This window comes from Methylobacterium fujisawaense (assembly GCF_014138435.1).
Lineage (GTDB): Bacteria > Pseudomonadota > Alphaproteobacteria > Rhizobiales > Beijerinckiaceae > Methylobacterium > Methylobacterium fujisawaense.
Genome location: NZ_JACJIM010000004.1, coordinates 631410 through 653268 on the forward strand (window position 1 = coordinate 631410; position 21859 = coordinate 653268).

At 71.3% G+C, this 21859-nt stretch carries 23 protein-coding genes; 7 read left to right on the top strand and 16 right to left on the bottom strand.

The genetic code is table 11. The features are described 5' to 3' along the window. Positions 1-20 precede the first annotated feature (20 nt). Positions 21-1211, bottom strand: a complete 1191-nt coding sequence (gene metC, locus GGQ91_RS15520) for a cystathionine beta-lyase (protein ID WP_043757405.1) — start codon at positions 1209-1211, stop codon at positions 21-23. Between the two features lie 107 nt (positions 1212-1318). Then, the gene (locus GGQ91_RS15525) at positions 1319-1492 is read right to left on the bottom strand and encodes a ribosome modulation factor (protein ID WP_164706383.1); all 174 of its coding nucleotides are present in this window, start codon (positions 1490-1492) and stop codon (positions 1319-1321) included. Between the two features lie 89 nt (positions 1493-1581). On the opposite strand from GGQ91_RS15525, the gene GGQ91_RS15530 reads away from it, so the two are divergent. Continuing rightward, complete coding sequence (locus GGQ91_RS15530; RefSeq protein WP_043384437.1) at positions 1582-1851, top strand: hypothetical protein; 270 nt, start codon at positions 1582-1584, stop codon at positions 1849-1851. Positions 1852-1939: 88 nt separating this feature from the next. Here GGQ91_RS15530 and ntrC read toward each other — a convergent pair whose 3' ends face one another. Genes ntrC through dusB form a run of 3 tightly spaced genes read right to left on the bottom strand, consistent with a single transcriptional unit; the run spans position 1940 to position 5619 of the window. Then, entirely contained in the window at positions 1940-3406 is a 1467-nt protein-coding gene (gene ntrC / locus GGQ91_RS15535; protein ID WP_043384440.1) for a nitrogen regulation protein NR(I), read from the bottom strand. Between the two features lie 48 nt (positions 3407-3454). After that, entirely contained in the window at positions 3455-4597 is a 1143-nt protein-coding gene (locus GGQ91_RS15540; protein WP_043349386.1) for an ATP-binding protein, read from the bottom strand. Continuing rightward, complete coding sequence (gene dusB, locus GGQ91_RS15545; protein WP_182592324.1) at positions 4594-5619, bottom strand: tRNA dihydrouridine synthase DusB; 1026 nt, start codon at positions 5617-5619, stop codon at positions 4594-4596. Before dusB ends, GGQ91_RS15540 begins: the two co-directional genes overlap by 4 nt. A 171-nt stretch (positions 5620-5790) precedes the next feature. Between dusB and GGQ91_RS15550 the strand changes: the two genes are divergently transcribed. Next, entirely contained in the window at positions 5791-7122 is a 1332-nt protein-coding gene (locus tag GGQ91_RS15550) for a bifunctional 2-C-methyl-D-erythritol 4-phosphate cytidylyltransferase/2-C-methyl-D-erythritol 2,4-cyclodiphosphate synthase (protein ID WP_182592325.1), read from the top strand. Between the two features lie 144 nt (positions 7123-7266). Here GGQ91_RS15550 and GGQ91_RS15555 read toward each other — a convergent pair whose 3' ends face one another. From GGQ91_RS15555 to GGQ91_RS15570, 4 genes are all read right to left on the bottom strand, one after another. Next, the gene (locus GGQ91_RS15555) at positions 7267-7665 is read right to left on the bottom strand and encodes a (R)-mandelonitrile lyase (RefSeq protein ID WP_043757415.1); all 399 of its coding nucleotides are present in this window, start codon (positions 7663-7665) and stop codon (positions 7267-7269) included. Between the two features lie 31 nt (positions 7666-7696). Continuing rightward, positions 7697-8443, bottom strand: coding sequence for an SDR family NAD(P)-dependent oxidoreductase (locus GGQ91_RS15560; RefSeq protein WP_182592326.1), 747 nt, complete (start codon positions 8441-8443; stop codon positions 7697-7699). A gap of 120 nt (positions 8444-8563) precedes the next feature. Further along, positions 8564-9478 (bottom strand): LysR family transcriptional regulator, encoded by a 915-nt coding sequence (locus GGQ91_RS15565; RefSeq protein WP_182592327.1) that lies wholly within the window; start codon positions 9476-9478, stop codon positions 8564-8566. 105 nt (positions 9479-9583) lie between these two features. Next, a complete protein-coding gene (locus tag GGQ91_RS15570; protein ID WP_043352524.1) occupies positions 9584-9982 on the bottom strand; it encodes an MAPEG family protein in 399 nt (132 codons plus the stop codon). A gap of 101 nt (positions 9983-10083) precedes the next feature. On the opposite strand from GGQ91_RS15570, the gene GGQ91_RS15575 reads away from it, so the two are divergent. Together GGQ91_RS15575 and GGQ91_RS15580 are read left to right on the top strand one after the other, a co-directional pair. Beyond that, complete coding sequence (locus GGQ91_RS15575) at positions 10084-10581, top strand: CinA family protein (RefSeq protein ID WP_182592328.1); 498 nt, start codon at positions 10084-10086, stop codon at positions 10579-10581. Positions 10582-10603: 22 nt separating this feature from the next. Continuing rightward, a complete protein-coding gene (locus GGQ91_RS15580; RefSeq protein WP_043384465.1) occupies positions 10604-11821 on the top strand; it encodes an FAD-dependent oxidoreductase in 1218 nt (405 codons plus the stop codon). Between the two features lie 75 nt (positions 11822-11896). Here the strand turns inward: GGQ91_RS15580 and GGQ91_RS15585 are convergent, their stop codons facing one another. The 7 genes from GGQ91_RS15585 to GGQ91_RS15615 form a co-directional block, all read right to left on the bottom strand. Then, positions 11897-12355: a type II toxin-antitoxin system RatA family toxin gene (locus GGQ91_RS15585; protein WP_043352527.1), complete on the bottom strand. Its 459-nt coding sequence runs from the start codon at positions 12353-12355 to the stop codon at positions 11897-11899. A 15-nt stretch (positions 12356-12370) separates the two neighbouring features. Beyond that, positions 12371-13354: a lipoyl synthase gene (gene lipA / locus GGQ91_RS15590; RefSeq protein WP_043352529.1), complete on the bottom strand. Its 984-nt coding sequence runs from the start codon at positions 13352-13354 to the stop codon at positions 12371-12373. A 137-nt stretch (positions 13355-13491) separates the two neighbouring features. Continuing rightward, the gene (locus tag GGQ91_RS15595; protein ID WP_043352530.1) at positions 13492-14223 is read right to left on the bottom strand and encodes an MIP/aquaporin family protein; all 732 of its coding nucleotides are present in this window, start codon (positions 14221-14223) and stop codon (positions 13492-13494) included. Positions 14224-14503: 280 nt separating this feature from the next. Continuing rightward, the gene (gene glpK / locus GGQ91_RS15600) at positions 14504-16009 is read right to left on the bottom strand and encodes a glycerol kinase GlpK (RefSeq protein WP_182592329.1); all 1506 of its coding nucleotides are present in this window, start codon (positions 16007-16009) and stop codon (positions 14504-14506) included. A 55-nt stretch (positions 16010-16064) separates the two neighbouring features. Then, positions 16065-17597 carry a glycerol-3-phosphate dehydrogenase gene (gene glpD / locus GGQ91_RS15605; RefSeq protein ID WP_182592330.1) on the bottom strand — a complete coding sequence of 511 codons (1533 nt, stop codon included), beginning with the start codon at positions 17595-17597 and terminating at the stop codon, positions 16065-16067. A gap of 84 nt (positions 17598-17681) precedes the next feature. After that, entirely contained in the window at positions 17682-18503 is an 822-nt protein-coding gene (locus GGQ91_RS15610) for a DeoR/GlpR family DNA-binding transcription regulator (protein ID WP_043352536.1), read from the bottom strand. Positions 18504-18773: 270 nt separating this feature from the next. Next, positions 18774-19019: a hypothetical protein gene (locus GGQ91_RS15615; RefSeq protein ID WP_051044842.1), complete on the bottom strand. Its 246-nt coding sequence runs from the start codon at positions 19017-19019 to the stop codon at positions 18774-18776. Positions 19020-19225: 206 nt separating this feature from the next. Here GGQ91_RS15615 and GGQ91_RS15620 point away from each other — a divergent pair, with 206 nt between their 5' ends. Genes GGQ91_RS15620 through GGQ91_RS15630 form a run of 3 tightly spaced genes read left to right on the top strand, consistent with a single transcriptional unit; the run spans position 19226 to position 21850 of the window. Further along, positions 19226-19720, top strand: coding sequence for a chemotaxis protein CheW (locus GGQ91_RS15620; protein WP_182592331.1), 495 nt, complete (start codon positions 19226-19228; stop codon positions 19718-19720). Positions 19721-19727: 7 nt separating this feature from the next. Continuing rightward, positions 19728-21278, top strand: a complete 1551-nt coding sequence (locus GGQ91_RS15625; RefSeq protein WP_053609780.1) for a CheR family methyltransferase — start codon at positions 19728-19730, stop codon at positions 21276-21278. Then, entirely contained in the window at positions 21278-21850 is a 573-nt protein-coding gene (locus GGQ91_RS15630; RefSeq protein WP_043352543.1) for a chemotaxis protein CheW, read from the top strand. The genes GGQ91_RS15625 and GGQ91_RS15630 overlap by 1 nt, the downstream gene beginning before the upstream one ends. Positions 21851-21859 lie beyond the last annotated feature (9 nt).

A 21859-nucleotide genomic window follows, 5' to 3' on the forward strand; every position in this document is an offset into this window, starting at 1 on the left:
CCGTCGGCGCCCCGATCCGCCTACGTGGCGGCCCGCAGGCGCGCGAAGCCGGCATCGAGGTCGGCCTTGAGGTCGGCGGTGTCCTCGAGGCCGATATGGAAGCGCAGGGCCGGTCCGCCGGGCGCCCACTTCGTGGCGGTCCTGTAGCCGGCACAGTCGAACGGGATCACGAGGCTCTCGAAGCCGCCCCACGAGAAGCCCATCCCGAACAGCTGCAGCCCGTCCAGCATGGCGGCTAAAGCCACCTCGGGCACCGGCTTGAGGATCACGCCGAACAGGCCCGAGGCGCCCGCGAAGTCGCGCGTCCAGATCGCGTGGCCGGGATCCTCGGGCAGGCCGGGATGGAGCACCCGCAGCACCTCGGGCCGCGCCTGGAACCATCGGGCCATCTCCAGCCCGGCGCGGCCGTGCTCGCGCAGGCGCAGGTTCATGGTGCGCAGGCCGCGCAGCGCCAGGAAGATGTCCTCGGCGCCGGCGCACATGGCGAAATGGTCGAAGGTGCGGCGCACGGCCGGGTAGTAGCGCGCGTTGGCGGAGGTCAGGCCGATCAGCAGGTCCGAGCCGCCGCTCAGGTACTTGGTTCCGGCCTCCACGGCGATGTCGACCCCGCGCTCATGCGGCGGGAACAGCAGCGGCGTCGCCCAGGTGTTGTCCATGATCACGCAGGCGTCGCGGGCGTGCGCGACCTCGGCGATCGCGGGCACGTCCTGCATCTCGAAGCTCTGCGAGCCGGGGGCCTCGACCAGCACGGCCCGGGTGTTCGGGCGCATCAGGTCCGCGATGCCGGCCCCGATGATCGGGTCGTAATAGGTGACCTCGACGCCGTAGCGCGCCAGCACGCCGTCGCAGAACTGGCGGGTCGGCCGGTAGGCGGAATCGGTGACGAGGAGATGGTCGCCCGCCGAGACCGCGGCCATCAGCGCGACGGTGAGCGCCGCGAGGCCCGAGGGCGTCACGACGGTGCCGGCGGCGCCGGCGAGCTCCGTCCAGGCGGTCGTCAGCGCATCCATGGTGGGCGTCGCCGAGGTGCCGTAATTGTAGCGCCCGCGCCGGTTCTTGATCGCGTCGTAGGTCGGATAGAGGACCGTCGAGCCCCGATAGATCGGCGTGTTCACGAAGCCGTGCTGCTCGCCCGGATCGCGGCCCGCATGCACGAGGCGCGTCGCGGGCGCGAAGGTCTGCTGGGCGTCGGGCGAAGGCTTCAGGGACATCGAGGCTCGGTGATCGCGTTGCGGTGCACCGCACGAAGCGCGCCGCATCCGGCGAGGTCAAGCCGGACGCGGCGTTCCGCAGCCCCGAGACGCCGTGTTTGCCGCGCTCACGGGGTCTCGGGCGAATCGGAGACGGCGGCCTCCTCGTAGGCCTCCATCCAGGCGGCACGCTCCTGGGAGCCTTCCGGATAGGGGCATTCGCTCACGGGTTTTCCGTAGAGGCGCGCGTTGCGGCCCTGGATGAACGGGCTGTCGCTCGCGGTGGCCTGGACGTTGGTCAATATCGCCTCCCGAAGACTTGAGGGTGGGGCTTCGTTAACGGCCGCGCCGTAAATCTGTTGCCGTCTCAAGTCGCGTCCCGGGTCGTTGCGTGCGTATCCTGCGTTCCCTCCTCGGCGCCGTCCTCGTCCTCGTCTCGACGGCGACCGTCGCCCTCGTCAGCGCCGATCGGCTCGCCCATCTGGCGCCGGCGCCCGTGGTCCGCGCCGCCCAGGCCGAGCCGTCGGCGACGGGGTCGATCCCGGCTCCGGTCAAGGCCGCGCCCGCGCCGAAGCCGGCCGTGCCCAGCATCCCGAACGGGTTCGACACCGAGCGGCTCCACGCGCTGATGCGCGGCGACCCGATCCTGCCGGGCCGCTGAGCACCGTCACGCCTGTCCCGCCCCGGATCGCATCCCGAGGCGCCGGAGCGCGGCGGCGGCCGCGAAGCAGCCGTCCGGCCGGCCGCCGCTAACGCGCCGTGCGGAACACCTGCAGGTCGAGGTCGCGGACCTTCTTGCGCAGGGTGTTGCGGTTGACGCCGAGCAGTTCCGCCGCGCGGATCTGGTTGCCGCGGGTGGCGGCGAGCGCCGCGCCGATCAGCGGGCCTTCGATCTCCCGCAGGATCCGGTGATACAGCCCGGGGGGTGGCAGGGTGTCCCGATAGCCGGAGAAATAATCCGAGAGGTGGCGCTCCACCGCGCTGGACAGGCTCTCGGATTCCCCGTTGGCCTTGCGGGCTGCGCCGTTGGCGGCCGGGGCCGCGGGCGTCGCCAGCGGAAGGGTGTCGAGCTCGGCCTCGATCACCGGGCCGGTGATCGTCTCCTGCGGGTAGAGGGCGGCGAGCCGGCGGACGAGGTTCTCCAACTCGCGGACGTTGCCCGGCCAGCGGTAGCGCTTGAGACGCTCCATGGCGTCCCCGTCGAGGGTCTTCCGGGTCAGGCCCTCGCGCTCGACCAGCACGAAGAAGTGGCGGACGAGGTCCGGCACGTCCTCGGAGCGCTCGCGCAGGGCCGGCAGCCGCAGGGGCACGACGTTGAGCCGGAAGAACAGGTCCTCGCGGAAGATGCCCTGCTGGATCGAGACCCGCAGGTCCTTGTTGGTGGCCGCGATGATCCGGACATTGGTGCGGATCGGGACGCGCCCGCCCACGGTCGTGTATTCGCCCTGCTGGAGGACGCGCAGCAGCCGGGTCTGCGCCTCCATGGGCATGTCGCCGATCTCGTCGAGGAACAGCGTCCCGCCCTCGGCCTGCTCGAACCGGCCGGCGGAGCGCTGCAGGGCCCCCGTGAAGGCGCCCTTCTCGTGGCCGAACAGCTCGGATTCGATCAGGTCGCGCGGGATCGCCGCCATGTTGACCGGCACGAACGGGCCGGTGCGGCGGCGGCCGTAATCGTGGAGCGCCCGGGCGACCAGCTCCTTGCCGGTGCCGGACTCGCCGGTGATCATCACGGTGAGGTCGGTCGGCATCAGCCGGGCCAGCGCCCGGTAGATCTCCTGCATGGCGGGCGAGCGCCCGACCAGCGGGATGTCCTCGTTCTCGGGGGGCGCCCCGGCCGGCGCCGCGCCGCGGGGACGCGAGAGCGCCCGGCCGACGATGGCGATCAGCTCCTTCAGGTCGAAGGGCTTGGGCAGGTACTCGTAGGCACCCCGCTCCGAGGCGCGGATCGCCGTCATGAAGGTGTTCTGCGCGCTCATGACGATGATCGGCAGCTCCGGCCGCACGCGCTTGATGCGCGGCAGCAGGTCGAACACGTTCTCGTCGGGCATCACCACGTCGGTGATGACGAGGTCGCCCTCCCCCTGCGCGACCCAGCGCCAGAGGGTGGCGCAATTGCCCGTCGAGCGAACCTCGTAGCCCGCCCGTGACAGCGCTTGGTTGAGCACGGTGCGGATTGCGGCGTCGTCGTCGGCGACGATGATGTGGCCGTTCGGCATGACTCTCTACTCAGACCTCCGACGGGGGGCCGGATTCGGGGATCGACATCACGGATCGACCGCCGATTCGCGCCCGTCCCGGGCACTCGACATCGGCAGAAGGATGCGGAACGCCGTGCGGCGCGGGGCAGGATCGCATTCGACGATCCCACCGTGATCGCCGACGATCTTGGCCACCAATGCAAGACCGAGGCCGGAGCCTTGTGCCTTGGTGGTGACGAACGGATCGAACAGGTCCGGCAGCAGGTCGGCCGAGATGCCCGGGCCGTTGTCGCGCACGGCCACCTCGATCGGCAGGCTGACCCGCTCGCGGGAGCCCGGCACCTGCAGGCGCAGGCCGGTGCGGAAGGCGGTCGACAGGGTGATCTCGCCCTCGACCGCGTCCGGGCCGATCGCCTCCGCGGCGTTCTTCACGAGGTTCAGGATCACCTGGATCAGCTGGTCGCGGTTGCCGAGAACCGGCGGCAGCGACGGGTCGTAGGTCTCGATGAAGCGGATATGCCGCGCGAAGCCCGACTGCGCCGAGCGCTTCACCTGATCGAGCACCCCGTGAACGTTGACGGCACCGCGATCCGAGGGGCGCTCGTCGCCGAACAGCTCCATGCGCTCGACGATGCGGACGATCCGGTCGGATTCGTCGCAGATCAGGCGGGTGAGCAGCCGGTCCTCCTCGGCGCCGGTGCTCTCCAGGAGCTGCGCCGCGCCGCGGATGCCGGCGAGCGGGTTCTTGATCTCGTGGGCCAGCATCGCGCCCAGCGCCACCATCGAGCGCGCCGCCCCGCGATGGGTGAGCTGGCGGTTCATCTTGTCGGCGATGGTCCGCTCCTGGAGCATCATCACCACGGCGTCGCCGTCGTCGCCGAGCGGCGTTGCGAATACGTCGACGCTGCGCTCCAGGCCGAGGCGGGGCTGGGTCAGCTCGACCCGGTACTCGCTGACGCTGGCGCGCCGGCGCCGGACCTCGGCCACCAGGGCGATGATCGGCGAGGCGAAGGGGATGATGTCGCGCAGCCGCCGGCGCTGCATCAGCCGCGCCGAGTAATCGAAGAAGGCCTCCGCGGCGTGGTTGCAGTGGAGGATCTGCTCGTCGCCGCCGATGGTCAGGACCGGCAGCGGCAGGGCGTTGAGCACGGCCTCGGCGGCGGTGTCGCGCCGGCTGCCGTTCGCCTGCGGGAGGGAATCGTCGCTCACGCGGCCTCCTGGACAGGATCCGCCGAGCCTGCGAAGGCCCGGGCCAGCAGGGCCAGGGCCGTCGCCGGATCGGTGGTGGTGAGCAGCGCCGCGCGCTCGGCCGGGTCCAGCGCCCCTCCGGTCTCGGCATAGGCGGCGAGGTGCTTGCGCGCGTGCCGCACGCCCATGTCCCGGCCGTAGAGCGACAGGAGCCCCGCATAGTGCTCGGCGGCCAGGGAGGCCTGATCGGCCCGCGCCGGTTCCGGCATCGGCCGTCCGGCCAGGGCCGACGCGATGTGCCCGACCAGCCAGGGCCGGCCGGTCGCCGCCCGGCCGATCATCACCCCCGCCGCCCCGGACGCCGCGAGGCAGGCCCGGGCGCTGGCGAGGTCGGTCACGTCGCCGTTGGCGATCACCGGGATCGACACCGCCGCGACCACCGAGCGGATCGCCGCCCAGTCGGCGCGGCCCTTGTAGAATTGCTGCCGGGTCCGTCCGTGGACGGTCACGGCGTTGAGGCCCAGCCGCTCGGCGCGGGCGGCGAGATCGGCGGCGTTGCGGTTCGCGTCGTCCCAGCCGAGGCGCATCTTCACGGTCACCGGGACCGACACCGCGCCCCGCACGGCCGCGAGCAGGCGCTCGGCGTGGTCGAGGTCGCGCATCAGCGCCGAGCCTGACGCGATCCCCGTGACGATCTTGGCCGGGCAGCCCATGTTCACGTCGATCACGTGGGCGCCCCCGGCCTCCGCCAGACGGGCCGCCTCCGCCATCGGGGCGGCCTCGCAGCCCGCGAGCTGGACCACGTGCAGGTCGACGCCGGAGCCTTCCGCGCGCAGGGTGGCCTCGCCGGAGCCGCGGGTGAATTCCCGCGCCGCCACCATCTCGGAGATGACCGCGTCGGCGCCGCAGCGGCGGGCGATGCGGCGCATGTGCAGGTCGGTGACGCCCGAAAGCGGGGCAAGCAGGCAGAGCGGGGCGGCGTCTGCCGCTCCTGCCTTCGCACCTTCGCGGCGCAGCGCGCTCAAATAATGGTCAGTCGTCATTCTGCACAACAATGAGGCAAGTCCGGCCCGCTGGCAAGCGGGACCGCGCGTTGATTTCGGGCCCTCCCCCGCTTAAACGACGGGCACCCTCTGCGGCAGGCTTCCGGCGGCAGCGCTGGCCCGCGCGCCGGCCGCCCCTCCGCTCCTCAGGCCCTCACGAGTTCGTCGCCCATGTCCGCCACCGGCACGCCAGCCATCGGACCCGCCAGCGCGGGAGCCGGCGTCGCCGCGGTGGTGGTGGCCGCGGGCCGCGGTATCCGCATCGGCGGCGACACGCCCAAGCAGTACCGCCGGGTCGGCGGACAGGCGGTCCTCACCCGCACCCTGGCGGCCCTCGCTGCGGATGACGGGATCGCGCGCATCCAGCCGGTGATCGCCGCCGACGCGGCGGACTTCTTCCGGAGCTGCCTGGACGAACTTCCACCCGCAATCCGCGCGAAGATCACGGCGCCGGTAGCGGGCGGGGCGACCCGCCAGCTCTCCGTGCGCGCCGGGCTCGAAGCCCTGGCGGTCGGGTCGGCGCCCGAGATCGTTCTGGTCCACGACGCGGCGCGCCCCTATGTGGACGCCGCGCTCATCGCCCGGGCGATCGCGGCGGGGCGGGATCACGGCGCGGCCGTACCCGGCGTCCCGGTGACCGACACGGTCAAGCGCGTCGTCGATATCGCGCCCGGCATCGGCCGGGTGCACGAGACGCCGCCCCGGGAGCACCTCCGCGCGGTGCAGACGCCCCAGGCCTTCACCTTCGGTCCGCTGCTCGCCGCCCACCGGGACGCCGCCGCGCAGGGCCTCGACGGCTTCACCGACGACGGCGCGCTCGCCGAATGGGCCGGCCTGCCGGTGGTGGTCTTTGCGGGCGACGTCGCCAACCGCAAGATCACCCAGCCCGCCGACCTGATCGAGGCGGACCGCGCCTTCGCGACCGAGACCACCGAATTGCCAGCGCCGGGAGCCCGCGCCATGACCACCTATGTGACCCGCCTCGGCACCGGCTTCGACGTGCACGCCTTCACCACCGGCGACCATGTCTGGCTGGGCGGCGTGAAGATCCCCGCGGATCGGGGCGTCCTCGCCCATTCCGACGGCGACGTGGCGCTGCACGCCCTGACCGATGCGCTGCTCGGCGCCATCGCGGACGGCGACATCGGCACCCATTTCCCGCCCTCCGACGAGCGCTGGCGCGGGGCGTCCTCGGACCAGTTCCTGGCCCATGCCTGCGGGCTGGTCCGTGCCCGCGGCGGCCGCATCGACCACCTCGACATCACCGTGCTGGCCGAGGCGCCGCGCATCGGGAAGCACCGCGAAGAGATCCGCGCGCGCATCGCCGCCATCGCGGGCGTGCCGCTCTCGGCGGTCTCCATCAAGGCGACGACCACCGAGAAGCTCGGCTTCGTCGGCCGGGCCGAAGGCCTCGCCGCCCAGGCCGCCGCGACCGTGCGGCTCCCCGAGGAGGACGGTCCCGCCCTCGATGCGCAGGCCGAGACCGCGATGCGGCAGGGCTGACGTCGTCGGCGCGCCGGCGGCCCATCTAGCCCGAAGCCTCGGGTGTGGATCGGCGGCGCGACCCTCGGAGGCGCTGCCATGGGTGGCGTTGCGACGGTCTGCCGTCGGCGGCCGAACGTCAAAGGCGGACTTCGCATCACGGGCTCAGGGACCGTCGTACGCCCCGTCCGTGACCTGTTCCATCCACGTCACCGCCTCGCCGTCCAGGCGCTCCTGGATGGCGATATGTGTCATCGCCGTGGACGCGGTCGCTCCGTGCCAGTGTCGCTCGTTCGGCTCGAACCAGACGACGTCGCCCGGTGCGATCTCCTCGATGGGGCCGCCTTCACGTTGGACCCACCCGCGCCCGAACGTGACGATCAGCGTCTGGCCGAGCGGGTGTGTGTGCCACGCCGTGCGCGCACCCGGCTCGAAGGTCACGCTCGCCATGGCGACCCGGGCCGGATCGGGGGCGCTGTGAAGTGGGTCGATCCGGACCGTGCCGGTGAACCACGCGGACGGTCCCTGACCCGACGGCTGGCTTCCGCTGCGCTTGATGTCCATCGGTCCGATTCTCCTGCGTTCCGGACGTCGCCTAGAGCGACCAGCCTCCATCGACCGAGATCGACGCGCCGGTCACGAACGAACCGAGGTCCGAACACATCCATAGGACGGCGTCCGCGATCTCCTCGGGCTTGCCCAGTCGCCCGACCGGCTCAAGAGCGATGGCTTTCTGGATGTCGCCGCCGGTGAAGCGGTCCATCATCGACGTCTCGATGTTCCCCGGCAGGACGGCGTTCACCCGGATGTTCGACTTCGCATAGTCGAGGGCGGCGGACTTGGTGAGGCCGATGAGCGCGTGCTTGGAGGCGGCATAGCTCGCCCCTCCCGCCACGCCCCTGATGGCCGCACCGGACGCGGTGTTCACCACCACGCCGCTGCCCTGGCGCAGCATCTGAGCGATCTCCTGCTTCATGCACAGGAATGTGCCGCGCAGGTTGACGTCGAGGATCCGGTCCCACTCATCCAGAGCGATCTCGTGGACCGGAGCGGCCTTGTTCTCGACGCCTGCATTGTTGAAGGCGCAGTCGAGGCGGCCGAACTGCGCGACGGTGCTGGCCACCGCTGCTTCCACGTCCGCCGGGACCGACACGTCGCAGCGGATCGCCAGCACCGCGCCGCCGTCCGCTTCGATCTCGGCCCGCAGCTCCTCCAGCGGCGCCTCGGTGCGGTCCGTGATCGCGACCTGAGCCCCCTCCCTCGCGAAGGCGATGGCGGTAGCCCGGCCGATGCCGCTGGCGGCGCCCGTGACGAAAGCGACCTTTCCTGGGAAACGGCGCATGTCCTGATGTCCTCGCTGACCTCGATGAGGGGCCTGACGTAGACATCGCGCAGCGTTCGGGTCAGCCGTGTCCCCTTCAATGAGGCGATGAGCGGAGTTCATCGCCGAATGGCATTGGCCTTACAGGCCAAGCGGTCTCACCTCGCGGATCAGGTCGACGAGGAGCCGCAATCCCGTCGGCAACTGGCGACGTCCGGGATAGTAGAGGTGGAAGCCGGCCCCCGCGACGACCCAGTCTGCCAGCACGATGCGTAGCTCGCCGCGGGCGACTGACGGTCCGACGCAGGGTTCCGGAAGATAGGCAAGCCCGCCGCCCGCCGCCGCAAGGGTCAGGGCGAATTGCGTGTTGTCGAGCGTGACCGCCCCTGGAACGTCGAGCGCGATCGTCTCGCCCTCCCTCTCGAACTCCCATCGGTAGAGGCTGTCGTCGCCGAGGCGGATGCGCAGGCATCGGTGAGCCGCGAGGTCGCGGGGATGATCGGGCGTCCCGTGGCGCTCAAGGTAGGACGGCCGACCGACCACGACCCAGCGCAGATCGGCCGACAGGCGCTGTGCCACCATGTCCTGGGGAACCGTTCCGCCATACCGAACGCCCGCATCGGCTCCGGCGTCCACCACGTCGAGCAGGTCGTTGGACACCCGGACGTCGATCTCGACCCGCGGATGGCGTTCGTGGAAGAGGGGCAGCACAGGGGCGAGCAGCAGCGTGCTCGCATGTTCGAGCACATTGAGGCGGATCCGGCCTGTGGCTTTGGCCGGCTCGCGGTGCTGATTGAGCAGGTCGAGTGCGCAGCCGATCGCTGCGAAAGGCGCATCCAGGGACGCGAGCAGATCTTCCCCTGCCGCGGTAAGGGTGACGCTGCGGCTGGTGCGGTTGACCAGCCGCACCCCGAGGCGCGCCTCCATCGATTTGAGCGCGTGGCTCAACGCGGAGGCGCTGACGCCAAGCTCCAGGCCCGCACGCCGAAAGTTGCGATGGCGCGCGATGGCGAGGAAGGTTCCGAGATCGGCGAGCTCGGTCCGATTGATGCGCATCGAGGCAGTGGAAGGCCGGCGCGCGGGAAAGCAAGTCGTGCCGGATCCCGACTGCGCCGTTTCGAAAGCGGCCCCCGAGGCTGCCGAGCCGCGCGACCGCCGGCCCTAGGCCAACCGCAGCAGCAGCGCGATCGCCGCGATGGCCAAAGCCGCCATCGTCAGCAGGATGCCGCCGCCCCGGCAGGCGAACTGGCGCGGGGAGTTTGGGGGCGCGAACATCCCGATCGGGTGCAGGATCCGGCCGACCAGCAGGGCGATCAGCAGGGCCTGGACCAGAGTGTGGCCGCCGCCGCCCGCCTCCAGCAGGCCGATGACGATGAGCGCCAGGGGCACGTATTCCGCGAAATTGGCGTGCGAGCGGACGCGCTTGAGCATCGTCTCGTCGCCCCCGTCCCCGAACAGCACGTTGCCGGAGACGCGGCTCGCCATCACCCAGCCCGAGAGGCCGAGGTACACGAGGGCGAGCAGCCCGGCAAAGACGGCCGTGGTCGCGGGGAAGATCATGGATGGGTGTCTCCGATGGCGGCCGCCGGTCCTTGAGCCGGGCTCGGCCTTGGGTCACAACACGAGATAGGGCGCGGCCGCCCGACGGGAGCCCGTTCGCGATGATCGAAGACGCAGAGCTTCTCGCGCGGGCCGAGGCGCTGGTGGCGGCCTTCGCGGCGGCCCGGCGCACCATCGCCACGGCCGAATCCTGCACGGGCGGTCTCGTGGCGGGCCTGCTGACCGCGGTACCGGGTTCCTCGGCCGTCGTGGAGCGCGGGTTCGTCACCTACTCGAACGAGGCCAAGGCCGAATCCATCGGTGTGCCGATGGATCTGATCCGCCAGCACGGTGCCGTGAGCGCGCCGGTGGCGGGAGCGATGGCCGCGGGCGCACTCGCCGCATCGCGGGCCTCCGTCGCGGTGGCGATCACCGGCATTGCCGGACCCGGCGGCGGCAGCGCCGAGAAACCGGTCGGACTCGTGCATTTCGGCCTCGCCCAGCGGGAGGGCGGCATCCGCCTTCTAGAGCGTCGCTACGGCGATCTCGGACGCGCGGGCATCCGCTGCGCCGCGGTCGCCGACGCCCTCGGCCTTCTGGAGAAGGCCATTCGCGGCTGACCGCAACCCGGGAGGGACGTCCATGGACAGGGTGACGACGCGCCTCTGCATCGTCGGCGGCGGCCCGGCCGGGATGATGGCCGGACTGCTCTTCGCCCGCGCCGGGATCGACGTGACCGTCCTGGAGAAGCACGCGGATTTCCTGCGCGACTTCCGCGGCGACACGATCCACCCCTCGACCCTCGACCTGATGGACGAGCTGGGCTTCACGGAGCGCTTCCGCGCCCTCCCCCAGCGGCGTGTCGAGACCTTTTCGGGCGTCGTCGACGGACGCAGCTACCGGGTCGCCGATTTCAGCCGGCTGCCGACCCGGAACCGCTTCCTGTCCTTCATGCCGCAATGGGACTTTTTGGATTTTCTGGCCGGCGCGGCGGCCCAGTATTCGGGGTTCCGGCTGCTCCGCCGGACCGAGGCCCGCGATCTCATCGAGGCGGATGGTCGGATCGCGGGCGTGCGGGCCGAGGGGCCGGATAGGCCGGTGGAGATCCGGTCCGATCTCGTGCTCTGTGCGGATGGCCGTCACTCGCGGATGCGCGCGCGCGCGGGCTTTACCCCCCGGGCCTTCGGGGCGCCGATCGACGTGCTGTGGTTCCGCCTGCCGCGCCGGGATGGCGACCCGGAGGCGGCGGCCGGACGGTTCGGTCCGGGGCGGATCCTGATCACCCTCGACCGGGGCGACCTATGGCAATGCGCCTACGTGGTCCCGAAGGGCGGCGACGCGGAGCTCCGCGCGAAGGGCCTGCCGGCCTTCCGGGCGGCGGTGGCGGCGATCGCGCCGTTCCTGGCCGACCGCACCGCGGCCATCGCCGATTGGGACGACGTCAAGCTCCTGACCGTCACCGTCGACCGGCTCGACCGCTGGTACCGACCCGGGCTGCTCTGTATCGGCGATGCCGCGCACGCGATGTCGCCCGTGGGCGGCGTCGGGATCAACCTGGCGATCCAGGATGCGGTGGCGGCGGCCAACCTCCTGGTCGAGCCCCTGCGGGCCGGCCGGCTCTCGGAGGCCGATCTCGCCCGGGTCCAGGCCCGGCGGATGTTCCCGGTCCGGGCGACCCAGGCGCTCCAGCGGATGATCCAGTCCCGGGTGATCGCCGCGTCCCTCGCGGCCGATGCGCCGTTCCGGGCGCCCCTGGCGCTGCGCCTCCTCGATGCCCTGCCGCGACTGCAGGTCCTGCCGGCGCGGATGATCGGCATGGGCGTGCGGCCCGAGCACGTGCGTGCGCCGCTGCGCGCCTGACGCCCCTTCCCCGAACGCGGCGGAGCCATCCAGGGCCGGCCCTGCGGGCTTCGCGGCGCGCGGTGACGGTGCGGCCTATGCTCCGGCGCCGTACATCCGGTTGGCGCGCCCCTCGAAGGCGTCGGTGAACTTGCGGAAGGCCCGGTCGAACATCGTGCCCATGAGGAGCCCCAGGGTGCGGCTCTTGAACTCGTAGGTGATGAAGAAGTCGACGTTGCACCCCCCGTTCGGCGCATCCTTGAAGAGCCAGCGGTTTTCCAGATGCCGGAACGGACCGTCGATATACTCGGCCACGATCTTGAGGTTCGCGGGATCGAGGGTGACCCGGGTGGTGAAGCGCTCGCGGATCGCCTTGTAGCCCACGCCCATCTCGGCGATCAGCACTTGGCCGCCGTCGGGCATGTCCTGGCGGCGGATGATCCGCAGGGATTCGCAGAGCGGCAGGAACTCGGGATAGCGCTCCACGTCGGCGACGAGGTCGTACATCTGCTGCGGCGTGTGCTTCACCGCGCGGGTGACCCGGAAGGACGGCATGGTGTTGGGATTTCCTCAGGCCGAGAGCGCGGGCGACAGTTTCGCGAGGCGGGCCGCCTGAAGGCGCGAAAAGTCCTCGCCGGCGTGGTGCGACGAGCGGGTGAGCGGTGTGGCCGAGACCAGCAGGAAGCCCTTGGCGTAAGCGGTGGTCTCGTAGGCCTTGAATTCGTCGGGCGGCACGAAGCGCACGACCTCGTGGTGCTTCTTCGACGGCTGCAGATACTGGCCGATGGTCAGGAAGTCGACGTCGGCCGAGCGCAGGTCGTCCATCAGCTGGAGCACCTCGTTCCGCTCCTCGCCGAGCCCGACCATGATGCCGGACTTGGTGAAGATCGTCGGGTCGAGCTCCTTCACCCGCTGGAGCAGGCGCACCGAGTGGAAGTAGCGGGCGCCGGGCCGCACCGTCAGATACTTGGCCGGGACCGTCTCGAGGTTGTGGTTGAACACGTCGGGCTTGGCGGCGACGACGACCTCCAGAGCCCCGTCCTTGCGCAGGAAGTCGGGGGTCAGGATCTCGACGGTCGTGCCGGGGCTCGCCCGGCGGATCGCCGCGATGGTGCGGGCGAAGTGCTCGGCGCCGCCGTCCTTCAGGTCGTCCCGGTCCACCGAGGTGATCACCACGTGGTGCAGGCCGAGCTTCGCCACCGAATCGGCGATCTTCTCGGGCTCCGCGGCGTCGAGGGCGTCGGGCAGGCCGGTGCGGACGTTGCAGAAGGCGCAGGCCCGCGTGCAGGTGTCGCCCATGATCATGAAGGTGGCGTGCCGCTTCTCCCAGCACTCGCCGATATTGGGGCAGCCGGCCTCCTCGCAGACCGTGACGAGGCCGTGCTCGCGCACGATCTTCTGCGTCTCGGTCCAGGCCTTGGAGCCGGGCGCCTTCACGCGGATCCAGTCCGGCTTCTTGGCCTGGACGGGCTGGTCAGGCCGGTGCGCCTTCTCGGGATGGCGCAGGCGCGCGGTGCGCGGATCGTTCTTCAGGATGTCGAGGACGACGGCCATGGGTCGGGGGCTGCCACACCGCGGGGAGGCGCCCGTGGGCGCGGTCGGGATCGCCCTGACTTAAGGCCCAAGGCGTCGCGCCGCAAACCGCCGCGACGCCGGGCCGCCCCGCGGCGGTTGAGGGTGCGGGATTTCCGTCAGATCCCGAGCAGGCGTACGAACAGCCCGGCCAGCACGGCCCCGACCACGGGGCCGGCCACGGGAATCAGCGCGTAGCCCCAGTCGGAGGAGCCCTTGCCGGCGATGGGCAGGACCGCGTGGGCGATGCGCGGCCCGAGGTCGCGGGCCGGGTTGATGGCGTAGCCGGTGGTGCCGCCGAGCGACAGGCCGATGCCCCAGACCAGCATGCCGACCATGTAGGGCGCGACGCCCCGCGGGATCGCCCCCGCGGAACCCAGCGTGGTGGTCACGAGGGCGGAGATCGTCAGGATCAGGAAGAAGGTCGCGATGATCTCGGAGAGCCAGTTGGCCTTGGCGTCGCGGATCGCCGGACCGGTGCAGAAGCAGGCGAGCTTGAGGCCGGTATCCTGGGTCGCGCCCCAATGCGGCAGATAGTGGAGCCAGACGATCACGGCGCCCACGAAGGCGCCGAGCATCTGGGCGGGAATGTAGGTGGCAAGCTTGCTGAAATCGCCTGAACTGACGGCGCCCGCCACCGTGACCGCGGGGTTGATGTGGGCGTCGGCGCTGCCGGTGGCGTTGGCCACGAAGACCCCGGCGAGGACCGCGAAGGCCCAGCCCGCCGTGATGGCGATCCAGCCGGCATTCTCGCCCTTGGAATGCTTGAGCAGGGCGCCCGCGACCACGCCGTCGCCGAGCACGATCAAGGTCATCGTACCCAGGAATTCGCCCAGGAATGGTGATGTCATAGTCTTGTCTCCCCCGTTCGCTGCTTTTTTGTAAGAGTTAAAAGCTTGTGCGAGCGTGTGGCCGCCGAAGGCGGTCACCGAATGTCCGACCGTTTCCGGTCTTCACCCGCATCCTGAGATGCGGGCGCGGAGCGGCCGCCTGGAAAGAGCCTCCAGCCGGCCGCGCGATCTGTGGAGGCCTCCTTCGAGGCGGCTGCGCCCCACCTCAGGATGAGGTCGCGGTGGGCGGGATCGGATCACGACGGACCCCGAGCCCGCGCACGGGCCCGAGAGCCGTTCGTCAATCCTCGTCGGTCTTCCAGTCGAAGGAGCGCTGCACCGCCCGGCCCCAGGCCGCGGCGATCTTCTCGCGCTGGCCGGCATCCATCTTCGGCGTCCAGCGCTTGTCGACGCCCCAGTTGCGCTTGAGATCGTCGAGCCCCTTCCAGTAGCCGACCGCGAGGCCCGCCGCGTAGGCGGCGCCGAGCGCGGTGGTCTCGGCCACCTTCGGGCGCACGACCGGCACGTCGAGCAGGTCGGACTGGAACTGCATGAGCGTGTTGTTGGCGACCATGCCGCCATCGGCCCGCAGCTCCTTCACCGGGATGCCGGAATCCTTGGCCATGGCCTGCAGCACCTCGCGGGTCTGGAAGGCGGTCGCCTCCAGCACCGAGCGGGCGATGTGGCCCCGGTTGACGTAGCGGGTGAGCCCGATGATCAGGCCGCGGGCGCCCTCGTTCCAGTGCGGGGCGTAGAGCCCCGAGAAGGCCGGCACGAAGTAGACGCCGCCATTGTCCTCGACCGTCGTGGCGAGCGTCTCGACCTCGGCGGAATCCTTGATCATGTGCAGGTTGTCGCGCAGCCACTGCACCAGGGCACCCGTGATGGCGATCGAGCCTTCGAGGGCGTAGGCCGGCTTCTGCCCGTCGAGGCGGTAGGCCAGCGTGGTGACGAGGCCGGCCTTCGACGGGACCGGCTCGGTGCCGGTGTTCATCAGCGCGAAGCAGCCGGTGCCGTAGGTGTTCTTGGCCTCGCCCGGCGCGAAGCAGGTCTGGCCGAACAGCGCCGCCTGCTGGTCGCCCAGGATGCCGGCGATCGGCACGCCGGCGAAGGGCGCCTTGGTCTCCCCGTAGACCTCGCTCGACGAGACGATCTTCGGCAGCATCGCCCGCGGGATGCCGAAGGTCTCAAGCATGCCGTCGTCCCAGTCGAGGGTCTTGAGCGACATGAGCTGCGTGCGGCTGGCATTGGTCACGTCGGTGACGTGAAGGCCGCCCGCCGTCCCGCCGGTCAGGTTCCAGACGAGCCAGGTGTCGATGTTGCCGAACAGCACGTCGCCGGCTTCGGCCTTCTCCCGGGCCCCCGCGACGTGGTCGAGGAGCCAGCGGAGTTTGAGTCCGGAGAAATAGCTCGCCAGCGGCAGGCCGGTGAGGTCCCGGAACCGGTCGCGGCCGCCGTCGCGGGCAAACTCGCCCACCAGCCGGTCGTTGCGGGTGTCCTGCCAGACCAGGGCATTGTGCAGGGGCTTGCCGGTCGTCCGGTCCCAGATCAGCGTGGTCTCGCGCTGGTTGGTGATGCCCACGGCCGCCAGATCGGAGGGCTGGAGCCCGCCTTTCTCCAGCGCCTCGCGCATCACCGCCTGCGTCTTGGTCCAGATCTCGCCGGCGTCATGCTCGACGTGGCCCGGCGCCGGGTAGATCTGCGCATGCTCGGCCTGGGCCAGCGCGATCACGCTGCCCTCGCGGTCGAACACGATGAAGCGGCTGCTCGTGGTGCCCTGGTCGATGGCCCCGACGTAACGGCTCATCGTTCCCTCCCCTGTGATGCCCGACCGGTCTGGCGCCGGATCGAGGCCGAAAAGATCAGGCCGCCTCGGCCTTGCGGTCGAGGTAGGCGGTCAGGCGCGCCGCGCTGTCCGCGCTGGTGCGCAGGCCGAGCTTGGAGCGCCGCCAGAGGATGTCCTCGGCGGTCACGGCCCATTCCTCGGTGCGCAGGTAATCGACCTCGGCCGCCGTGAGCCCGCCGTCGAAGACCTCGCCGAGATCGGCCATGGATTGCGCGGTCCCGACGATGTCCCGGGCCCGGGTGCCGTAGGCGCGGGCGAGGCGCCGGGCGGTCTCGTCGGGCAGGAACGGCTTCTCGGCCCTCAGCTTGGCGAGGAACTGGTCGAAATCGGCATCCTTCATGGCGCCCCCGGGCAGGACCGCGTCGCCGGTCCAGGCCTTCCTGAGCGCCGGGAAGTACGGCTTCAGCTTCTCCAGCGCGTGCTCGGCGAGCCGCCGGTAGGTGGTGATCTTGCCGCCGAAGACCGAGAGTACCGCCGCCCGTCCGCCCTGGTCCTCGACGTCGAGGACGTAGTCGCGGGTCACCGCCGAGGCGTTCTCGGCCGCGTCGTCGTAGAGCGGGCGCACGCCCGAATAGCTCCAGACCACATCGGCCGGGGTGATCTTGGTGTCGAAGGAGCGGTTGATGCAGCCGCACAGGTAGTCGGTCTCTTCCGGCGAGATCGAGACCGCGCCGGGCTCGCCCTCGTAGGGGACGTCGGTGGTGCCGATCAGCGTGAAGTCCCGTTCGTAGGGAATCGCGAAGATGATGCGCTTGTCGGGCTGCTGCAGGATGTAGGCCTGATCGCCCGCGAACAGGCGCTTGACCACGATGTGGCTGCCCTTGATCAGGCGGACCGCCGCGCGGCTGTTGATGCCCAGCGTGCCGCCGAGCGTCTCGCTGACCCAGGGGCCGGCGGCATTCACCACCGCCCTGGCCCGGACGGTGCGCTCGGTCCCGCCGCGCTCGTCGCGCAGCGTCGCGACCCAGCCGTCGCCCTCGCGCCGGGCCGAGACGACGCCGGTGCGGGTCAGCACCGTGGCGCCGCGCTCGCGGGCATCCATGGCGTTGAGCACGACCAGGCGGCTGTCCTCGACCCAGCAGTCGGAATAGACGAAGCCGCGCTTGAGGCGCTTCTGCAGCGGCGCGCCGTAATCGGAGCTGCGCAGGTCGACGCCGTGGGAGCCCGGCAGCGTCCGCAGCCGCGCCAGATGATCGTAGAGGAACAGGCCGAGCCGCAGCATCCAGGCCGGGCGCAGGCCCTCGTCGTGGGGCAGCACGAAGCGCAGCGGCCAGATCACGTGCGGCGCGAGCCGTAGCAGCCGTTCGCGCTCCGCGAGCGCCTCCCGGACGAGGCGGAACTCGTAATATTCGAGGTAGCGCAGGCCGCCATGGATCAGCTTCGTCGAGGAGGACGACGTGAATCCCGCGAGATCCCCGCGCTCGGCCAGCAGGACCGACAGGCCCCGGCCGGCTGCGTCCCGGGCGATGCCGGTGCCGTTGATGCCGCCGCCGACGATCAGGAGATCGTAGGCGTCGGACGGCTCGCGCTGGCGCGTTGCTGCCGCCATGGTTCCTCCAAGGCCGCCCTGATGGCGGGTTGGCATAATATTGACACGGCCGTGTGTTTTCGCAAGCGAAAAAATGGATGTTCGTTACGGTTCGTCCGCGCTGTCGGCCACCGCGAGGGTGACACCCTGGCGCTCCATGAGCGCGACCACCTCGGCCGGCGGCATCCGGTCCGTGAAGAAGGTGTCCACCTGCTCCAGACGCCCGACCTGGACCATCGGCCGACGACCGAACTTGGTGTGGTCGGCCACTAGGAAGGTCTTGCGGGCATGGGCCAGGATGGTCTGCGTCGCCCGGACTTCCTCGTAATCGTAGTCGAGGAGCGCCCCGTCGGCGTCGATGCCGCTGATGCCGATCACCGCCACGTCGACGCGGAACTGGCTGAGCGTGTCGCAGGTGAGCTGGCCCAGCACGGCGCCGTCGCGGTTGCGCACGGTCCCGCCGGCCACGACGATGCGGAACTCGGTGGCCTCGGCCAAGGAGATCGCGACGTTGAGGTTGTTGGTGATGATGCTGAGATCGTCGTGCCGGGTCAGCTCCCGGGCGACGGCCTCCGGGGTCGTGCCGATGTTGATGAAGACCGAGCAATGCGACGGGATGCGGCTCGCCGCGAGGCGGCCGATCCGGCTCTTCTCCGGCAGCAGGGTGACGCGGCGGTCGGCGTAGTCGATGTTCTCGACGCTCGACGGCAGGCCGCCGCCGCCGCGGTAGCGCTCCAGGCGGCCCTCGGCGCTCAATTCGTTGAGGTCGCGGCGGATCGTCTGGACGGTGACGCCGAACTGCGTCGCCAGGGCCTCGATGGTGACGAAGCCGCGCTGCCGCACGGCCGTGACGATGGCGCTGCGTCGCCCCTCGACGCCGGTCGCCTCGACCCTGTCGTCGGATCTCCGGTCGAGCGGTCGTGACATCGATACTCCCTCGCGTTGCCTCCGGCCGCCGCACCGCTGTATCGGTGTTCGGCCGATGTTCGTTTGCGAACATTTTTCGTTGTCGAAGGCCGCCGCGCAAGCTTGGACCGCCTGCGGCCGGCCCGCAACCGCCGGCGGTCCGAACTATGATTCAAGGGGGGCGCGGACGCCCGGCCCGCCGGCGAGCGGGCACAAAAAAGGCCTGCCGCGCATGCGACAGGCCAAGCCACCCGGGCGGTGCCGTCTCCGGCACGCCCTGGGGCCCTTCGATCACATGTTGTGGCGCATCCGGCGGTGATGCTTCATCATCTTCTTGTGCTTCATGCGCTTGCGCATCATCGGACGCTGGGCCGGAGCGGCACCCTGCTCCATCGCGGCGGCCTCGCCGGCGCGCTCCATGCCGCCGCGCGGGCCACCGGCCTGCGCGCCAGAGGCGTTGTAGGGCGAGTTACCCTGGGCGTAGGCGGAGCCCGCGAGGAGCGTCAGCGACGCGGCGGCCAACAGAAGTTTCCTCATCATCAATCCCTGGCGTAGACCGGCGCAGGCAAAGCGTCGCACCTCGTCAGGCGCGTTGCCGCTGCGTCGGAAAATAAGCGGCCCAGACGAGACTTGGTTCCGCAGTCCCCGCCCTTGCAGCGCACAATTGCCGGGAGCGTTAACTCGGCCTATGTCGCGTCCCGTCCCGGCCCGGCCGCGACCGAGCACGAGGGGAGCGGGTGGCGGTGGCCAGCAGCGGTTCGGCCTATCTCCTGCTGGATGTCGCCGGCACGGCCTGCGCCCTGCCCCGCAGCGCGGTCGCCGAGATCCTGCCGCTCCCGGATCTCCACACGCCCCCCGCGGCCGGAGGCTTGCTCCTCGGCTTCCTCAATCTCGGCGGCGCGCCGGTTCCGGTGATCGATCTGGCGACCCTGCTGGGCCTGCGCCCGGCGGTCGCGGCGCCCGGCCTCTACGCCCACCTCGCGCTGATGCAGGGCGAGGCCGTCGCCTATCTCGTCGATCGCGTGGCGGATCTCATGACCGTCCCGGACTCCGCGATCCGGCAGGCCGAGGAGGCCGATACCCTCAACGGCTGCGTCGCCGCCGAGCTGGTCCTCGGCGAGCGCCTCGTCCACGCGCTGGCGCCGGAGCGTCTCCTGACCGCGCAGGAACGCATCCGCGTCGACGCCCTGACGCGGGCCGCCGCCGAACGTCTCGCCGCGCTGCCGCACTCCGTCTGACCGCGCGATGGCCCGTCCGGGTAGTCCCCGTCCCGATCTGGGTGCCGATCCCGCCTACGCGCCCCTCAAGGCGCGGATCATCGCGCGCACCGGCCATCATTACTACATCGACAAGGACGAGTTGCTGATCGAGCGGCTGCACCGCCGCTTCCGCGCCGCGGCCGTGGCCGACTGCGCCGCTTACGCGGGTCTCCTGTCTGACGGCGCGTCGGGAGAGGCGGAATGGGCCCGGCTCGAGGCCGAGATCACCGTCGGCGAGACGTTCTTCTTCCGCTACGCCGAGCAGTTCCAGGCGCTGCGCGAGACGATCCTGCCGGCGCTGATCGCCGCCCGGGCCTCCGAACGCGTCCTGCGCATCTGGAGTGCGGGCTGCTCCACGGGGGCCGAGCCCTATTCCCTGGCGATCCTGGTGCACGAACTGCTCGGCGATGCCCTGCCCGACTGGCGGGTCTCGATCCTCGGAACCGACATCAGCACCGAGGCGCTGGCCACCGCCCGCGCCGCCGAGTACGGCCGATGGGCCCTGCGGACGATGCCGCCGGAGGACCGGCTGCGCTACTTCACCCGTCTGCCGGCCGCTCCGGGCATCCGGCGCGAGGGCGGCTACGCCCTGCGGCCGGAATTCCGCGGACCGGTCCGGTTCGAGCGGGGCAACCTGCTCACCCTTGCCGCCCCCGTCCCGTCGCAGGGCGAGCCGTTCGACCTGATCCTCTGCCGGAACGTGCTGATCTACTTCGAGGCCCGGACGGTGGCCGCCGTGGTGCGCGGTCTGGGCCGCAGGCTGCGGCCGGACGGGTGGCTGCTGCTCGGCCACGCCGAGCCGAGTCCCGCCTTCGCGAGCTTCCTCGACGCCGTCAGCCTGCCCGGCACCGTGGCCTACCGCCCTCGCCCCGAGGCGCCGCCGCTCGCCCTGGCCGCCGTGCCGGCGGCGGATCCGCCCCGTCCGGCGCCACAGGGGGCGGAGCCGTGCGGCCAGAAGCCCAGCCGGATTCCGACCCCGTCCGCCGCCGCCGGCGACGCGGCCGTCGACGCCGCTGCCGATCCCGCCCCGAACCCGGCTGCCGATGCCGCAGCCGGGACGATCTCCGCCGATACGATCTCCGCCGAGACGGCCCCCCCGGACGCTTGGTCGGCCGAGGAGGAGGCGGGAGGGCTCGACCGCATCCGCACGCTCGCCGATGCCGGGGAGACCGGCGCGGCCTGGCGGGCCCTGCGGACCGCGCTGGATCGAGATCCCACCGACACGGCCCTGCGCTTCTACGAGGGGCTGCTGGCCCATACCCTCGGGCGCGACGCCGAGGCCGAGCGGGCGCTTCGGGCCGCGCTCTACCTCGACCGGGGCTTCGTGATGGCGCACTATCACCTCGGCCTGCTGCTGATCGCGCTGCAGCGCCCGCACGAGGCCGTTCGCGCCCTCGACAATGCCGTCGCCTTGAGTCAAGCCCTCGGCCCGGACACGGCGCTGCCCGAGGGCGACGGCGCTTCCGCCGGCGAGATCGCGGCCAGTGCGGCCGCGGCCCGCGCCGCGCTCGGCGTCACCGACAGCAGGAGGTCCTGATGGGGGCACGCCCGAGTGCGCAGGAGGCCCGGCCGCGGACCCGGCCGGAGCGGGATCTGCGCGCCGAGCGCGCGGTCGCCCTCGCCCGCCGCGGCGCGGTCGCGGCGGCCGCCGGCCTGGACATCGACCAGCTCGTCTGCGCCTGCGGCAGCGAGCGTTATGGCCTGCCCCTGGCAGCCGTCGCGCAGGTCCTCCCGTCACGCCCCTGTACGCCGATGCCCGGCGCGGTGCCGGCGCTGGACGGCCTCATCGCCCTGTCCGGGCGGATCGTCGGGGTCCTCAGCCTCGCCCGGGCTCTCGGCCGGCCCGACGCGGCATCGGATGCGGGGTCGGAGGGTCATCTGATCGTGCTGCGCGGGCCCCATCCGCAGCCCCTCGCCCTCGCGGTGGACCGCGTGCTCGGCATCGCCCGGGTCGCCGCCTCCGGCGAGGCCGCCGTCGATCCCGACGGCTTGGGCAACGAGGCCGCTTCGGTCTATGCGCCGGGCTCCGCCTCCGGAGCAGTCGGCGACGGCCGCCCCGACTTCGTCGTCATCGACCTCCCCCGTCTCCTGCGCCGCGCCCTGCCCTGAAACGGGCCG

Bases quoted from the DNA above. Each gene is read 5' to 3' on its own strand.
- GGQ91_RS15575 (WP_182592328.1), top strand. From the start codon at position 10,084: ATGATCGAAGACGCAGAGCTTCTCGCGCGGGCCGAGGCGCTGGTGGCG.
- GGQ91_RS15565 (WP_182592327.1), bottom strand. From the start codon at position 9,478: ATGCGCATCAATCGGACCGAGCTCGCCGATCTCGGAACCTTCCTCGCC.
- GGQ91_RS15630 (WP_043352543.1), top strand. From the start codon at position 21,278: ATGGGGGCACGCCCGAGTGCGCAGGAGGCCCGGCCGCGGACCCGGCCG.
- GGQ91_RS15555 (WP_043757415.1), bottom strand. From the start codon at position 7,665: ATGGACATCAAGCGCAGCGGAAGCCAGCCGTCGGGTCAGGGACCGTCC.
- metC (WP_043757405.1), bottom strand. From the start codon at position 1,211: ATGTCCCTGAAGCCTTCGCCCGACGCCCAGCAGACCTTCGCGCCCGCG.
- GGQ91_RS15625 (WP_053609780.1), top strand. From the start codon at position 19,728: ATGGCCCGTCCGGGTAGTCCCCGTCCCGATCTGGGTGCCGATCCCGCC.
- GGQ91_RS15585 (WP_043352527.1), bottom strand. From the start codon at position 12,355: ATGCCGTCCTTCCGGGTCACCCGCGCGGTGAAGCACACGCCGCAGCAG.
- ntrC (WP_043384440.1), bottom strand. From the start codon at position 3,406: ATGCCGAACGGCCACATCATCGTCGCCGACGACGACGCCGCAATCCGC.
- GGQ91_RS15550 (WP_182592325.1), top strand. From the start codon at position 5,791: ATGTCCGCCACCGGCACGCCAGCCATCGGACCCGCCAGCGCGGGAGCC.
- glpD (WP_182592330.1), bottom strand. From the start codon at position 17,597: ATGGCGGCAGCAACGCGCCAGCGCGAGCCGTCCGACGCCTACGATCTC.
- GGQ91_RS15570 (WP_043352524.1), bottom strand. From the start codon at position 9,982: ATGATCTTCCCCGCGACCACGGCCGTCTTTGCCGGGCTGCTCGCCCTC.
- glpK (WP_182592329.1), bottom strand. From the start codon at position 16,009: ATGAGCCGTTACGTCGGGGCCATCGACCAGGGCACCACGAGCAGCCGC.
- lipA (WP_043352529.1), bottom strand. From the start codon at position 13,354: ATGGCCGTCGTCCTCGACATCCTGAAGAACGATCCGCGCACCGCGCGC.
- GGQ91_RS15615 (WP_051044842.1), bottom strand. From the start codon at position 19,019: ATGAGGAAACTTCTGTTGGCCGCCGCGTCGCTGACGCTCCTCGCGGGC.
- GGQ91_RS15610 (WP_043352536.1), bottom strand. From the start codon at position 18,503: ATGTCACGACCGCTCGACCGGAGATCCGACGACAGGGTCGAGGCGACC.
- GGQ91_RS15580 (WP_043384465.1), top strand. From the start codon at position 10,604: ATGGACAGGGTGACGACGCGCCTCTGCATCGTCGGCGGCGGCCCGGCC.
- dusB (WP_182592324.1), bottom strand. From the start codon at position 5,619: ATGACGACTGACCATTATTTGAGCGCGCTGCGCCGCGAAGGTGCGAAG.
- GGQ91_RS15560 (WP_182592326.1), bottom strand. From the start codon at position 8,443: ATGCGCCGTTTCCCAGGAAAGGTCGCTTTCGTCACGGGCGCCGCCAGC.
- GGQ91_RS15595 (WP_043352530.1), bottom strand. From the start codon at position 14,223: ATGACATCACCATTCCTGGGCGAATTCCTGGGTACGATGACCTTGATC.